Source organism: Pseudomonas sp. zbq_18, from assembly GCF_043102245.1.
In the GTDB taxonomy this organism is placed as follows: Bacteria; Pseudomonadota; Gammaproteobacteria; order Pseudomonadales; family Pseudomonadaceae; genus Aquipseudomonas.
In genome coordinates this window covers 1-14,455 of the sequence record NZ_JBICIT010000021.1, presented here as the reverse complement: position 1 = coordinate 14,455, position 14,455 = coordinate 1, and the positions used below count along the sequence as shown (strand labels likewise).

Below are 14,455 nucleotides of genomic sequence, written 5' to 3'. Positions count from 1 at the left end.
CGAATGGACTCGCGGCTACGCCCCTCGCCGATCCAGAGAACCCGCCGAGTCTCGGCATCCAATACCACGCTGGCATAGCGATGCCCCTTGTAGAGGGCGAACTCATCCATCACCAGGCGCTTGGGTTGCGGTGCAGAGAGTGCCGTCAGCTTTGCTTCAAGGGCTCGTCGCTCAAGCAAGCGCACGGTGCCCCAGTGCAAACCAAACATCTCGGCCACGTGTCGGGTAGGCAGCCGTGCACAGCAAAGTGCCACGGCGTCGGCCAGACGCTGCGTCAGTCGGGCGTGGCGCTGCAACCAGCTGATCCACTCCATGCGCTGACCGCAACGGAAACAGGACAGCCGCCGCAATCGAACCTGCAAAACAACCGGGCGTCCCAGTATCGGTAGATCGCGGATTCGCCGTGTGCAGTATTCGTGGATTGATGAACAGGGTTGCTGGCAACTGCCGCAGCGGGGTAGATGTAGCGGGTTGGGCTCTAGCTCGATCTGCAGGGGGGCGGCATCAGCATTGATGGAGACAACAGAAAACCCCTCCCAAAACGGAGGGAAAGAAGTAGCATTTGGCATCAGAACGGCGGTGCTGGTTTAGAGGTTTGGTCGCACAAACATCTTCAACCAGATCGCCGTTCTTTTTTGGGGTTACCCCGGTATTCCGTGAAGAACCATAAAAAAGCCGGCCCTGGGGCCGGCTTTTTTCATGAGGCGAAGTCCTATTCCGAGGCGTCGCTCTTGCGGGTCAGCAGGGCTGGCTTCTCACCGCGCGGGCGGGAGTTGCTCAGGCTGTCCAGCTGCTCGGCGGTAGGCAGGCGCTCACCCTTGCGGATGATCAGCGGCTGCTTGGCGGCACGGCTGTCCTGCACGGCGGGTTCCTGGCGCTCGTAGCGCGGCTCATCGCGACGGCGACCGCCGCCATTGCCGCGCTGCCCTTGGCCCTGGCCGCGTTTCGGGCCCTGTCCCTGACGCTGTCCGCCGGGCTTGCCCTGGCCTTGTTTCTGGCCGCCTTGGCGCTGACCGCCCTGGCCGCGCGGCTGAGCACTGCCCTGGCCGCCACCCTGACCGCCGCGGCGCGGGTTGCGCCCCTGCGGCTTGGGTTGCGTCGGCACGTAGTCCGCGCGGTTGCCGAAGTTGTCGAACTCGTCGTCGAGGAACTCCTCGGGATCGCGCTCCGGCGGCAGGGCCAACGGGGCGGCCGGCTTGTTTGCCTGGCGTGGCTGGTTCTGTTGCGGCTGCTGGCCGCCTTCACCCTGGCCTTTGCCCTTGCCGCGACGGCGCTTGCGCTTCTTCGGCTGCCCTTCGCCAGTGTCGCCCTCGGCCTTGGGCTCGTGCTTGGCTTCGTGCTTGGGTTTGTCCGCGCGCGGCTTGCGCTCCGGGCGAGGGCCGCGCGGCTCGGGCTTTTCCACCTCGATGCTGGCCGCATCGAAGCCCTGCATGTCGCCATCCGGAATCTGCTGCTTGGTCATGCGTTCGATGGCCTTGAGCAGCTTCTCCTCGTCCGGCGCGACCAGCGAGATGGCTTCGCCGCTACGGCCGGCACGGCCGGTGCGGCCGATGCGGTGCACGTAGTCTTCCTCGACGTTGGGCAGCTCGTAGTTGACCACGTGCGGCAGCTGGTCGATGTCCAGGCCGCGGGCGGCGATGTCGGTGGCGACCAGGATGCGTACCTGATTGGCCTTGAAGTCGGCCAGGGCCTTGGTGCGCGCGTTCTGGCTCTTGTTGCCGTGAATCGCGGCGGCCGGCAGGCCGTGTTTCTCCAGGTACTCGGCCAGGCGGTTGGCACCGTGCTTGGTGCGGGTGAACACCAGCACCTGTTCCCAGGCGCCGAGGGTGATCAGGTGCGCCAGGAGGGCACGCTTGTGCGTGGCCGGGATGCGGAACACACGCTGTTCGATGCGCTCGACCGTGGTGTTCGGCGGTGTGACTTCGATGCGCTCGGGGTCGCGCAACAGCTTGTTGGCCAGGGCAATGATGTCCTTGGAGAAGGTCGCCGAGAACAGCAGGTTCTGGCGCTGCGCCGGCAGGCGCGCGAGGACCTTCTTCACGTCGTGGATGAAGCCCATGTCGAGCATGCGGTCGGCTTCGTCGAGGACCAGGATCTCCACGTGAGACAGGTCGACGCTACCTTGCCCGGCCAGGTCGAGCAGGCGGCCGGGGCAGGCCACCAGCACGTCCACACCTTTGGCCAGGGCCTGCACCTGCGGGTTCATGCCGACACCGCCGAAGATGCAGGTGCTGACCAGCGGCAGATCGCGGGCGTAGACCTTGAAACTGTCGTGCACCTGGGCCGCCAGCTCGCGGGTCGGCGTCAACACCAGCACGCGCGGCTGTTTCGGCCCGTGGCGGTGTTCGCGATCCGGATGGCCGCCCGGGAACAGGCGCTCCAGAATCGGCAGGGCGAAGCCTGCGGTTTTACCAGTACCCGTCTGGGCGGCGACCATCAGATCACGGCCTTGCAACACGGCGGGAATGGCCCGCTGTTGCACCGGAGTGGGCTGGGCGTAGCCGGCCGCTTCTACGGCGCCGGCCAATGCCTCGGAGAGACCGAGGGAAACAAAGGACATGTGTAATCCTGTCAATGTGGGGCGAAAGCCCGATGGGGAAGCTGCCTGGCTTGAATCGCTCTCGCTGAACGATCCCGTCCGGTACTGCTGGGCGATGGGTTGCCGAGCATCCGGGCGCAAGCCTGGCGGAAGCCCGGAGTATAACAGAGCAACCTGGTGGCGCCGCTAGCTGTCCGTCGCCTGAATTGCTTGCGCTGAGTCAATCTTTCGCGGCAATCGGTGTGTTGTCGGGGGTGGCATAACGGGCCTGCAGGCGAGCGTAGGCGTTTTCCTGCTTGAAGCGCCGCAGTTCTGCACTGAAGCGTTCGGCCAGTGCCGTCAGCTCTGTGGTCTGGCGCAAGGCCAGATACAGGCGGTCCGTACCGACAGCCTTGGGGTTGTAGCCGATTTGCTCGCCCAGGCCAAGCTGGGCGGCGAGGAAGAGCCCGGCGCGGCGGTCGTTGACCACCAGGTCGACGCGCTGGCGCACCAGTTTGCCGAGGTTGGCTTCGTGGCTCGGCGCCTCTTCGCGGCTGAACAGGCGTGAGTCGCGGAAGGCCTGGTCGTTGTACCAGTAGCCGGGCGAGGTGCCGATGACCAGGTCGCGCAGGTCGTCCAACTGGCGGTAGGGGTAGGGGCGGCTGCGCGAGTGGAAGAGGACGAACTCGACGTCCGACAGCGGCTCCTCGACGAACAGCATGTGCGCTTCGCGTTCGGGAATGCGGAAGATATCGAGGATGCCGTCGGCCTGACCCTGCTCGAGGGCCAGCAGGCAGCGCTTCCAGGGCAGGAACTGCCATTCGACCTCGACGCCCAGGCGGCGCAGCACTTCGGCGCTGATCTCGTAGTCGAGCCCGGTCGGCTGGCCGTTTTCCTCGTACACATAAGGCGCCCAGGCCTCGGTGACGATGCGCAGCGGCTCAGCCCGTGCCGTGAAGACAAGGCTGCAGAAGCATAGGGCGGCAATTATCTGGCGCTGGAATAGTGGCATTCGGCCAGAGTACTGGCTTTTACTCCGGCCGAATAGTCAGCAATAAGTCGCAGGGCGATCAGTCAACCACCCGGTAGCAGGGGACGTAGGCGCTGCCGCCTGGCAACTTCATGCGGTGTTGCTCGACGAAGGCCTGCAGCAGGCGATCCAGGGGGCGCATGATGCTCGGGTCGCCCTTGATCTCGTACGGGCCGTGTTCCTCGATCAGGCGGATGCCATGGGCCTTGACGTTGCCGGCGACGATGCCGGAGAACGCCCGGCGCAGGTTGGCCGCCAGTTCGTGTAGCGGCTGTTCGCGGGTCAGGTTGAGGGCGGCCATGTTGGCGTGCGTGGCCTCGAACGGGCGCTGGAAGCCTTCGTCGATTTTCAGCAGCCAGTTGAAATGGAAGGCGTCGTTGTGTTCACGGCGGTGGTGTTCCACTTCGCGCATGCCCTGGGCCATCTGCCGGGCCACTTCGGCCGGATCGTTGATGATGATGCGGTAGCGTTCCTGGGCTTGCTTGCCCAGGGTGGCGCCGATGAAGTCATGCAATTGTTGCAGGTAGGGCGAGGCGTTCTTCGGGCCTGTGAGAATCACCGGGAAGGGCAGGCTGGCGTTGTCCGGGTGGGTGAGGATGCCGAGCAGGTAGAGAAACTCCTCGGCCGTGCCGACGCCGCCGGGGAAGATGATGATGCCGTGGCCGACGCGGACGAAGGCTTCCAGGCGCTTCTCGATGTCGGGCAGGATCACCAGCTCGTTGACGATCGGGTTGGGCGCTTCGGCGGCGATGATGCCCGGCTCGGTCAGGCCCAGGTAGCGCGCGCCGCTGATGCGCTGCTTGGCGTGGGCGATGGTGGCGCCCTTCATCGGCCCCTTCATCACGCCCGGACCGCAGCCGGTGCAGATGTCCAGGCCGCGCAGGCCGAGCTCATGGCCGACCTTCTTGGTGTACTTGTATTCCTCGCTGCTGATCGAGTGGCCGCCCCAGCACACCACCATCTTCGGCTCGACGCCGTTGCGCAGGGTGCGCGCGTTGCGCAGCAGGTGGAAGACGTAGTCGGTGATGCCTTCGGAGCTGTCCAGGTCGATGCGCTGGTTTTCCAGCTCGCTCTGGGTATAGACGATGTCGCGCAGGGCGCTGAACAGCATCTCGCGGGTGCTGGCGATCATCTCGCCGTCGACGAAGGCGTCGGCCGGTGCGTTGCGCAGCTCCAGGCGGATGCCGCGATCCTGCTGGTGGATGATCACCTCGAAATCCGGGTAGGCCTCGAGAATGGTCTTGGCGTTGTCGCTGTGCGAGCCGGTGTTGAGAATGGCCAGGGCGCACTGGCGGAACAGGCGGTAGACGTTGCCCGAACCGGTGGCGCGCAGTTGCTGCACTTCGCGCTGGGAGAGGGTTTCCAGGCTGCCCTTGGGGCTCACCGAGGCATTGATCTTGTTGCGGGTCAGAGTCATCGAGGCTTCCGTGTCAGGCGGCGACGTGCGCCGGGGAAGGCGCCGTCAGGAGCTGACGGCGCGCTGAGCCTGGTATCTGATCGCGCCGCCCGTGCCGAGAGGCACGGGCAGTGTGGCCTCAGCGGGGTAGCTTGAGGTTGTTCCAGATCGCCAGGCTGGGGTCTGCCTGGTTCAGGGTATAGAAATGCAGGCCCGGTGCGCCACCCTCTAGCAGGCGCTCGCACATTTCGCTGACCACCTGCTCGCCGAAGGCCTGGATGCTGTCCAGGTCGTCGCCGTAGGCTTCCAGCTGCTTGCGGATCCAGCGTGGGATCTCCGCGCCGCAGGCGTCGGAGAAGCGCGCCAGCTTGCTGTAGTTGGTGATCGGCATGATGCCCGGCACGATCGGCAGGTCCACGCCCAGCTTGCGCACGCGCTCGACGAAGTAGAAGTAGCAGTCGGCGCTGAAGAAGTACTGGGTGATGGCGCTGTTGGCGCCGGCCTGGCACTTGCGCACGAAGTTCTGCAGGTCGTCCTCGTAGCTGCGCGCCTGCGGGTGCACTTCCGGATAGGCCGCCACTTCGATGTGGAAGTGATCGCCGGTTTCGTTGCGGATGAACTCGACCAGCTCGTTGGCGTAGCGCAGCTCGCCGCTGGCCATGCCCATGCCGGAAGGCAGGTCGCCACGCAGGGCGACGATGCGCTGGATGCCGGAGTTCTTGTACTGGCTGAGCAGGCTGCGCAGCTCGTCCTTGCTGTCGCCGACGCAGGACAGGTGCGGCGCGGTCGGCACGCCGACATCACCGTCCAGCTGCAACACGGTGTTCATCGTGCGGTCGCGGGTCGAGCCGCCGGCACCGTAGGTGCAGGAAAAGAAGTTGGGGTTGTAGCCGGCCAGCTGGCGCGCCACGTTCAGCAGTTTTTCATGTCCGGCTTCGGTCTTGGTGGGGAAGAACTCGAAGCTGTAACTACGTGGGTCTTGCGACATAACTTGGGTCCTTGCAGACACGAAGAAGGCGGGGCGTTGCCGCCCCGCCTTCCCGGTGCATCAGTAGCGGTAGGTGTCCGGCTTGAACGGGCCTTCTACAGTGACGCCGATGTACTCGGCCTGCTGCTTGGTCAGTTGGGTGACCACGCCGCCGAAGCCTTTGACCATCTCCAGAGCCACTTCTTCGTCGAGCTTCTTCGGCAGCACTTCCACGGTCAGACGCTCGGCTTTCTTCTCGGCGCTGAGGTCGGCGAACTTCTGTTCGAACAGGAAGATCTGCGCCAGCACCTGGTTGGCGAAGGAGCCGTCCATGATCCGGCTCGGGTGGCCGGTGGCGTTGCCCAGGTTCACCAGACGGCCTTCGGCCAGCAGGATCAGGTAGTCGTCGTTGGCCGGGTCGAAGCTGCCAGCGCCGGTGCGGTGGATCTTGTGCACCTGCGGCTTGACCTCTTCCCACGCCCAGTTCTTGCGCATGAAGGCGGTGTCGATCTCATTGTCGAAGTGGCCGATGTTGCACACCACGGCGCGCTTCTTCAGGGCCTTGAGCATGCCGGCGTCACACACGTTGACGTTGCCGGTGGTGGTGACGATCAGGTCGATCTTGCCCAGCAGCGCCTTGTCGATGCTGGCCTCGGTACCGTCGTTGATGCCGTCGATGTACGGCGACACCAGCTCGAAGCCGTCCATGCAGGCCTGCATGGCGCAGATCGGGTCGATTTCGGTGACCTTGACGATCATGCCTTCCTGGCGCAGCGACTGCGCCGAGCCCTTGCCCACGTCGCCGTAGCCGATGACCAGCGCCTGCTTGCCCGACAGCAGGTGGTCGGTGCCGCGCTTGATGGCGTCGTTGAGGCTGTGGCGGCAGCCGTACTTGTTGTCGTTCTTGCTCTTGGTGACCGCGTCATTGACGTTGATCGCCGGGACTTTCAGGGTGCCGGCCTTGAGCATGTCGAGCAGGCGGTGCACACCGGTGGTGGTTTCTTCGGTGATGCCGTGGATGCGCTCGAGCATCTGCGGGTATTTCTTGTGCAGGATCTCGGTCAGGTCACCGCCGTCGTCCAGCACCATGTTGGCGTCCCACGGCTGGCCGTCCTTGAGGATGGTCTGCTCGATGCACCACTCGTACTCTTCCTCGGTCTCGCCCTTCCAGGCGAATACCGGGATGCCGGCGGCGGCGATGGCGGCAGCGGCTTGGTCCTGGGTGGAGAAGATGTTGCAGCTCGACCAGCGCACTTCGGCGCCCAGCGCGGTCAGCGTCTCGATCAGCACGCCGGTCTGGATGGTCATGTGGATGCAGCCGAGGATCTTGGCGCCTTTCAGCGGCTGGCTGGCGGCGTACTTGCGACGCAGGCCCATCAGTGCCGGCATCTCGGACTCGGCGATGGTCAGTTCCTTGCGGCCCCAGTCGGCCAGGGAAATGTCGGCGACCTTGTAATCGGTAAAAGCAGCGCTCATGCGAAAGCTCTCCATTCGTTGTCTGCGAATGGGCGCCGTTGATGCGTTCGGGTAAACGCCCCATCCGAGCCTGACAAATCTCCGTCAACCAGAGTTTGCTGCAGCGCCCCTCGGACAGGTGGCGGGCACGACCGGGCGGAGCCAATCGTGTGAAGCCCGGCGATTATAGCCATGCTGTGCAGCTTGCCCAAGGCTTTCCGTCGCATGCCAAGCGCTGCATTGAAATCCTTGTCACACGTGATGAGTGGTCGGCCGGCATGCTCTCGGCGCAGCCGCATCCCTAAGGCAGGAGTGCCCTGTGCTCGGCAATGGCTGCAGCCTGCAGCGCTCACTCGCGACCGCTCCCCGAGGAGGCTGCGGCGACCTGACCCTTGGCGGGAGCAGACGGACTGGCAATACTGTCGGCCTTTTGGCAAACGACTGGCTGAAGATGATGACCTCGAAAATCCTGTTCGCCGTGCTGGCCTGCACCCTGATCGTCGGTTGCGACCGGGTCGACCCCAACTCGCCACTGGGTCAGCGCCAGGCGATCTTCAAGGACATGCTCAAGACCAGCGAGGACCTCGGCGGCATGCTGCGCGGGCGGCTGATGTTCAATGCCGAGCGCTTCACCCAGGGCGCGACGCACCTGGACGAGATCTCCCGTCAGCCCTGGCAGCACTTCCCGCAGGTGCGCGAGAACCTCGATGGCAGTCAGGCGCGTGACGAGGTCTGGCAGCGCCAGGAACGCTTCCAGCAGCTGGCCCGCGAGTTGGAAGCGAGTACCGCCGAGCTGCGTGCGGCAGCTCAGGTTCAGCCCCTGCGCAAGCCTGCGCTGGTCGATCCAGTGGCCAAGGTCGAGGCCGCCTGCCGGGCCTGTCACGACGAGTTCCGTGTCTACTGAAAGCCGGCCACGCCGGCGGCGCGTAGCTGCTCACGCAGCGCCAGAACCTGTGGTTCGCGAAAGAATGCAACCAGCTGTGCGGCGCGGCTGGCGCCGATTCCGGCATAGGCGTCCCATGCCGCGTGATCACGGGTGGCCAGGCTGTCCCAGTCTTCTCCCAGCGGCGCCGAGCCGCTAGGCGGCAGGCCGAGGGCGCGTAGCCACTGGGCAAAGGGGCGTTGCCGCGCCAGAGCAAAGCTGGCGCTGAGCCTGGCGGCACTGCGCGGGCCGAGGCCTGGGCGCGAGGCCAGCGCCGCTTCGTCCAGCTCCAGCCAGTCCAGCAAGCCTTGTGGTTGCAGTGTGTTCCAGGTGCCGGCGCCGACCTCGGGCAGGGCCAGACCGCGCTTGCCACTCAGCCACTCCAGGCGTGCACTGAACTGGCTTTCACAGCCTGGCGTCGGCTGCCAGCAGCTCAGGTCGTGATACCTGGCGGGGTCGGGTACGGCCAGCGCTGCACGCACCTGGCTGCGCCAGGCAACCTGTTCCAGTCGAGGAATGGTCAGGCCGGCCAGGGTAATGCTGACCTGGTCGCCAGGGCGTACATCCAGCGCCTGCCAGCGCTTGAGTGAGCCGAGGCTGACGCGCTGCACGGTGCGGCCATCCAGCTCCACCGGCGCCAGTTGCAGCAATGGGGTGATGCGCCCACTGCGGCCGATCTTGAACTGCACGGCGCGCACTTCGCTCAGTGCCTCGCGCAGCGGGTATTTCCAGGCTGCGGCCCAGTGTGGTGGCGCGGCGACCCAGCCAGTGGCCGGAGGCCGTTGCCCCTGGCGCAACACCACGCCATCGCTGGCGAAGGGCAGGGCACTGGCATACCAGTGTTCGCGCCACTGGGCGGCGTCGGTGGTCGTGCGCAGCGGTTGGGTCAGCGTTGCGCTATCGGCGAAGCCCATTGCCTGCAGGCCTGCCAGGCGCTCGCTCATCTTCGACGGACCGTTGGGCCAGTCCCAGACAAACAGGCCGATCTGTGCTGCGGTCGTTTCTGCCAGGACCGTGCGCGCCAGGGCGCCGGCCACTCGGCTGCGCGCGTTCAGTCCACCTGAGCGGCGCTGCACATGGCCGTCCAGGCGCCAGTACAGCTCGCCCTGCAGGATCAGTTCGGCAGGCTGTGCCAGCTGGAGGGGAATGGCCGGAATGCGGCGCGCCTGTGCCGTCCAGTCCTGGCCGCTGCGACCATCGCCGCGGCTGATTACCCGGCTCAGGTGGCCGTCGCGATAGACCAGGGTGACGGCCACGCCATCGACCTTCGGCTGAATCCACAGGTCAGTGCGGTTGGCCATCCAGGCCGTTACCGCCTGCAGGTCGGGCAGTTTGTTCAGGCCGGTCTGAGGCACCGGATGGATGGCGCGCCCGCCGGCGTCATGCAGTGGGGCGTTGGCTGCTTTGGGGAGTTTGGCGAAGCAGGCCTGCCACTGCGCGAGGCGTGCGCGGCTTTGGTCGTACACCTCATCGCTAACCAGTACACGGCCTTCGACATGGTAGGCGTGATCCCAGGTGGCCAGGCGCTGTTGCAGGGCAGAGACTTCAGTGGCGGCCCGTGCGGCTGACCATTCGGGGCAGGTAGCGGCCGACAATGGCGCTGCACAAAGCGCCAGGCATAACGCGATCCAGCGTGACATGGGAGCATCCTTGCTCTCGAAATGACCAGGCAAGCCTAGCGCAGCGGGCGCCAGGTGCGCGGCTCATAAAAAAGCCCCGCATATGCGGGGCTTCTGGCGTCGCGGCCTGTGGCTCAGAGGCCGGCAGCCGCGCGCAGGGCGTCGACCTTGTCGGTCTTCTCCCAGGTGAAGGTGCTGAAGCTGTCGTTGCCGACGGTCTTCTGCTGCGGGGTGCGGCCGAAGTGGCCGTAGGCCGCGGTATCGCGATACATCGGGTGCAGCAGGTCGAGCATCTTGGTGATGGCATAGGGACGCAGGTCGAACACTTCGCGCACCAGCTGGATGATCTTCTCCTCGGCGATCTTGTGGGTGCCGAAGGTGTTGAGCGAGATGGAGGTCGGCTGGGCCACGCCGATGGCGTAGGACACCTGGATCTCGCAGCGCTCGGCCAGGCCTGCGGCGACAATGTTCTTCGCCACGTAACGGCCGGCGTAGGCGGCCGAGCGGTCGACCTTGGACGGGTCCTTGCCGGAGAAGGCGCCGCCGCCGTGACGGGCCATGCCGCCGTAGCTGTCGACGATGATCTTGCGCCCGGTCAGGCCGCAGTCGCCCACCGGCCCGCCGATCACGAAGTTGCCGGTCGGGTTGATGTGGAACTGGGTGTCCTTGTGCAGCAGCTCGGCCGGCAGGGTGTGCTTGATGATCAGCTCCATCACCGCCTCGCGCAGGTCAGGCAGCGCGACGTCCGGGTTGTGCTGGGTGGACAGCACCACGGCGTCGATGCCGACGACCTTGCCGTCTTCATAGCGGCAGGTGACCTGGGACTTGGCATCCGGGCGCAGCCACGGCAGCAGGCCGGACTTGCGTGCCTCGGCCTGGCGCTCGACCAGGGCGTGGGAGAAGCGGATCGGCGCCGGCATCAGCACGTCGGTTTCGTTGCTGGCGTAGCCGAACATCAGGCCCTGGTCGCCGGCGCCCTGGTCTTCCGGCTTGGCGCGATCGACGCCCTGGTTGATGTCCGGGGACTGCTTGCCAATGATGTTCATCACGCCGCAGGTGGCGCCGTCGAAGCCGACGTCGCTGCTGGTGTAGCCGATGTCGCAGATCACGTCGCGAACGATCTGCTCGAGATCGACCCAGGCGCTGGTGGTGACTTCGCCGGCGACGATGGCGACGCCGGTCTTCACCAGGGTCTCCACGGCCACGCGGGCGTGCTTGTCCTGGGCGATGATGGCGTCGAGAACGGCATCGGAAATCTGGTCGGCGATCTTGTCCGGGTGGCCTTCGGACACGGATTCGGAGGTAAACAGGGAGTATTCGCTCATTTCAAAGTCCTATTCATTCCTGAGGTTGCTTCGCATCCGGCTTGGCGAAGTGCCGTACCTGAATCTGAAAGCCGTTCTTGAGGCCCACATAGAGGCTCTCGCCGGGCGTGAGCCCCGCGGCGTCGGCCCAGCGGGCCAGTTCTTCCTGGTCGAAGCCGAGCCAGAGATCACCGCAGGCCGTCCTGGCCCAGCTCTGGTCATGGCTGCATAGCTCGGTGATCAACAGGCTGCCGCTTGGCTTGACCAAACGTGCCAGCTGCTTGAGCGCCACGGCCGGGGCGGCGAAATGGTGCAGCACCATGTTCACCACCACGCAGTCGGCGGCGTCGATGTCGTCGATGAGGGCGTCGGCGAGCTTGAGTTCGACATTGCCCAGTTGTTCTTTCTGGCAGCGCTGGCGCGCCAGCTCCAGCATCGCCTCGCTGTTATCCAGCGCTGCCACGTGGCCGAAGCGCTGGGCCAGGTCGGGCAGGAAACCGCCATCGCCGGGGCCGACCTCCAGCGCCGTGCTGCCGGCGGCGAAACCCAGCGCATCGAGCAGGGCCAGCACGCTGTCGCGATACTGTGGCAGGCCGGCGATCAGGTCCTGCTGGGCCTGGAACTTGTCCGCGCTGCGGGCGAAGTAATCGCGGCTGGCCGCGGCGCGCTGCGCGTGTACGGCGGCGATGCGTGCGCGCACGTCCTCGGCCAGTTGCAGGGCATCGACTTCATTGAGCAGGGCGCTGTGCAGCACGCCGCCGAGCAGTTCGCTCTGAGGCAGGGCGCGGCGATAGAAAATTGCATTGCCCTCGCGGCGGGTCGCCACCAGTCCGGCCTGGGCCAGTACCTTGAGGTGGTGGCTCATGCCGGACTGGCCGATGGCAAAGATCTGCGCCAGCTCAAGTACGCCGAACGAGTCGTTGGCCAGCGCGCGCAGCACGTTCAGGCGCAGCGGATCGCCGCCGGCCTTGCACAGGGCGGCGAGTTCGTCGGCGGGCTCGAAGTGGAGCTGGGGTGCGCGCGCATTCATGGGGACGGCAGTCTAGTCGGTCATTTTTCAGGCAGCAACAGCAATATCAAAAAGTTTTGATATTTGCCTTTGAGGTTTTTTGCGGTGAATGGTGGCGGGCATCGACCATCTGTCATTGCCCCTGAGTGCCAGGCTGGGCGAAAATACGCGCCTTTTTCCGTGACCCGTCCCCCCAGGAGATTTTTCGATGCCCAGCCGTCGTGAGCGAGCCAATGCCATTCGTGCGCTCAGCATGGATGCCGTGCAAAAGGCCAACAGCGGCCACCCCGGTGCCCCCATGGGCATGGCGGACATCGCCGAAGTGCTGTGGCGCGACTACCTGAAGCACAACCCGCAGAACCCGAACTGGGCTGATCGCGACCGTTTCGTGCTGTCCAACGGTCACGGCTCGATGCTGATCTACTCGCTGCTGCACCTGACCGGCTACGACCTGGGCATCGACGATCTCAAGCAGTTCCGTCAGCTGCACAGCCGCACCCCGGGTCACCCGGAATACGGCTACACCCCGGGCGTGGAGACCACCACCGGCCCGCTGGGCCAGGGCATCGCCAATGCCGTCGGCTTCGCCATCGCCGAAAAGGTGCTGGGCGCCCAGTTCAACCGTGACGGTCACACCGTCGTCGATCACTTCACCTACGCCTTCCTCGGCGACGGTTGCATGATGGAAGGCATCAGCCATGAAGTCTGCTCGCTGGCCGGCACCCTGGGCCTGGGCAAACTGATCGCCTTCTACGACGACAACGGCATCTCCATCGATGGCGAAGTCCACGGCTGGTTCACCGACGACACCCCGGCGCGCTTCGAGTCCTACGGCTGGCAGGTGATCCGCAACGTCGACGGCCATGACGCCGAAGAAATCAAGATCGCCATCGAGACCGCGCGCAAGACCACCGACCGCCCGACCCTGATCTGCTGCAAGACCGTGATCGGCTTCGGTTCGCCGAACAAGGGCGGCAAGGAAGAGTGCCACGGCGCGCCGCTGGGCAACGACGAGATCGCCGCTACCCGCGCTCAGCTGGGCTGGAATCATGGCCCGTTCGAGATCCCGGCCGAGATCTACGCCGAGTGGGACGCCAAGGCTGCCGGTGCGGCCCGCGAGGCCGACTGGGATGCGCGCTTCGCCGCTTACGCCGCCGCTTATCCCGAGCTGGCCGCCGAGCTCAAGCGCCGCCTGGCCGGCGAGCTGCCGGCCGACTTCGCCGAGAAAGCCGCCGCCTATGTGCAGGAAGTCGCCGCCAAGGGCGAGACCATCGCCAGCCGCAAGGCCAGCCAGAACGCGCTGAACGCTTTCGGCCCGCTGCTGCCGGAGTTCCTCGGCGGTTCCGCCGACCTGGCCGGTTCCAACCTGACCCTGTGGAAAGGCTGCAAGGGCGTCTCCGCTGACGATGCCACCGGCAACTACCTGTTCTACGGCGTGCGCGAGTTCGGCATGAGCGCGATCATGAATGGCGTCGCCCTGCACGGCGGCTTCATTCCCTATGGCGCGACCTTCCTGATCTTCATGGAATACGCGCGCAATGCCGTGCGCATGGCGGCGCTGATGAAGCAGCGCGTGCTGTTCGTGTTCACTCACGACTCCATCGGCCTGGGCGAAGACGGTCCGACCCACCAGCCGATCGAACAGCTGGCCAGCCTGCGCGGCACGCCGAACCTGGACACCTGGCGTCCGGCCGATGCGGTGGAGTCCGCCGTGGCCTGGAAGTACGCCATCGAGCGTGCCGACGGCCCGTCCGCGCTGATTTTCAGCCGCCAGAACCTGCCGCACCAGGCGCGTGATGCCCAGCAACTGGCCGACGTGGCCCGCGGCGGCTATGTGCTGAAGGACTGCGCCGGCGAGCCGGAGCTGATCCTGATCGCCACCGGTTCGGAAGTCGGTTTGGCCGTGCAGGCCTTCGACAAGCTGAGCGAGCAGGGCAAGAAGGTGCGCGTGGTGTCCATGCCGTCGACCTCCGTGTTCGACCAGCAGGACGCCGCCTACAAGCAGGCCGTGCTGCCGCTGCAGGTCGGGGCGCGCATCGCCATCGAGGCCGCCCATACCGACTTCTGGTACAAGTACGTTGGCCTGGAAGGGCGCATCATCGGCATGACCACCTTCGGTGAGTCGGCGCCGGCCGCCCAGCTGTTCGAGGAATTTGGCTTCACCGTGGCCAATATCCTGGAAACCGCCGCCGAGCTGCTGGACGCCTGACTCACCCCTCTCCCGCTTGCGGGAGA

Annotated in this window: 11 protein-coding genes and 1 riboswitch; of the genes, 2 read left to right on the top strand and 9 right to left on the bottom strand. The window is 65.6% G+C overall.

Annotated elements, in window-relative coordinates; all coding sequences use genetic code 11:
* The 6 genes from ACF8C6_RS16630 to ahcY all read right to left on the bottom strand — a co-directional run.
* Positions 1-569, bottom strand: a 569-nt coding sequence (locus ACF8C6_RS16630; RefSeq protein ID WP_392500291.1) for a transposase family protein, incomplete at its 3' end; no start/stop codon positions are given.
* Positions 570-712: 143 nt separating this feature from the next.
* Positions 713-2,560 (bottom strand): DEAD/DEAH box helicase, encoded by a 1,848-nt coding sequence (locus ACF8C6_RS16625; RefSeq protein WP_392500290.1) that lies wholly within the window; start codon positions 2,558-2,560, stop codon positions 713-715.
* 199 nt (positions 2,561-2,759) lie between these two features.
* The gene (locus ACF8C6_RS16620; protein WP_392500289.1) at positions 2,760-3,530 is read right to left on the bottom strand and encodes a substrate-binding periplasmic protein; all 771 of its coding nucleotides are present in this window, start codon (positions 3,528-3,530) and stop codon (positions 2,760-2,762) included.
* Between the two features lie 58 nt (positions 3,531-3,588).
* Positions 3,589-4,965, bottom strand: a complete 1,377-nt coding sequence (gene ppnN, locus ACF8C6_RS16615; RefSeq protein ID WP_277688220.1) for a nucleotide 5'-monophosphate nucleosidase PpnN — start codon at positions 4,963-4,965, stop codon at positions 3,589-3,591.
* 118 nt (positions 4,966-5,083) lie between these two features.
* Positions 5,084-5,932, bottom strand: coding sequence for a methylenetetrahydrofolate reductase [NAD(P)H] (metF, locus tag ACF8C6_RS16610; protein WP_392500288.1), 849 nt, complete (start codon positions 5,930-5,932; stop codon positions 5,084-5,086).
* 60 nt (positions 5,933-5,992) lie between these two features.
* Complete coding sequence (gene ahcY / locus ACF8C6_RS16605) at positions 5,993-7,402, bottom strand: adenosylhomocysteinase (protein ID WP_392500287.1); 1,410 nt, start codon at positions 7,400-7,402, stop codon at positions 5,993-5,995.
* A gap of 8 nt (positions 7,403-7,410) precedes the next feature.
* A riboswitch (S-adenosyl-L-homocysteine riboswitch) is annotated at positions 7,411-7,505 on the bottom strand.
* Positions 7,506-7,817: 312 nt separating this feature from the next.
* On the opposite strand from ahcY, the gene ACF8C6_RS16600 reads away from it, so the two are divergent.
* Positions 7,818-8,270, top strand: coding sequence for a c-type cytochrome (locus tag ACF8C6_RS16600; RefSeq protein WP_392500286.1), 453 nt, complete (start codon positions 7,818-7,820; stop codon positions 8,268-8,270).
* On the opposite strand, the gene ligB is transcribed toward ACF8C6_RS16600, so the two are convergent.
* The 3 genes from ligB to ACF8C6_RS16585 all read right to left on the bottom strand — a co-directional run bounded on the left by ligB (position 8,264) and on the right by ACF8C6_RS16585 (position 12,241).
* Entirely contained in the window at positions 8,264-9,928 is a 1,665-nt protein-coding gene (ligB, locus tag ACF8C6_RS16595; RefSeq protein ID WP_392500285.1) for an NAD-dependent DNA ligase LigB, read from the bottom strand. The two genes, ACF8C6_RS16600 and ligB, sit on opposite strands and share 7 nt — an antisense overlap.
* Before the next feature lie 113 nt (positions 9,929-10,041).
* Positions 10,042-11,232: a methionine adenosyltransferase gene (metK, locus tag ACF8C6_RS16590; protein ID WP_392500284.1), complete on the bottom strand. Its 1,191-nt coding sequence runs from the start codon at positions 11,230-11,232 to the stop codon at positions 10,042-10,044.
* A gap of 13 nt (positions 11,233-11,245) precedes the next feature.
* Positions 11,246-12,241, bottom strand: coding sequence for an ArsR/SmtB family transcription factor (locus ACF8C6_RS16585; protein WP_392500283.1), 996 nt, complete (start codon positions 12,239-12,241; stop codon positions 11,246-11,248).
* Between the two features lie 187 nt (positions 12,242-12,428).
* On the opposite strand from ACF8C6_RS16585, the gene tkt reads away from it, so the two are divergent.
* Entirely contained in the window at positions 12,429-14,429 is a 2,001-nt protein-coding gene (gene tkt / locus ACF8C6_RS16580; protein ID WP_392500282.1) for a transketolase, read from the top strand.
* Positions 14,430-14,455 lie beyond the last annotated feature (26 nt).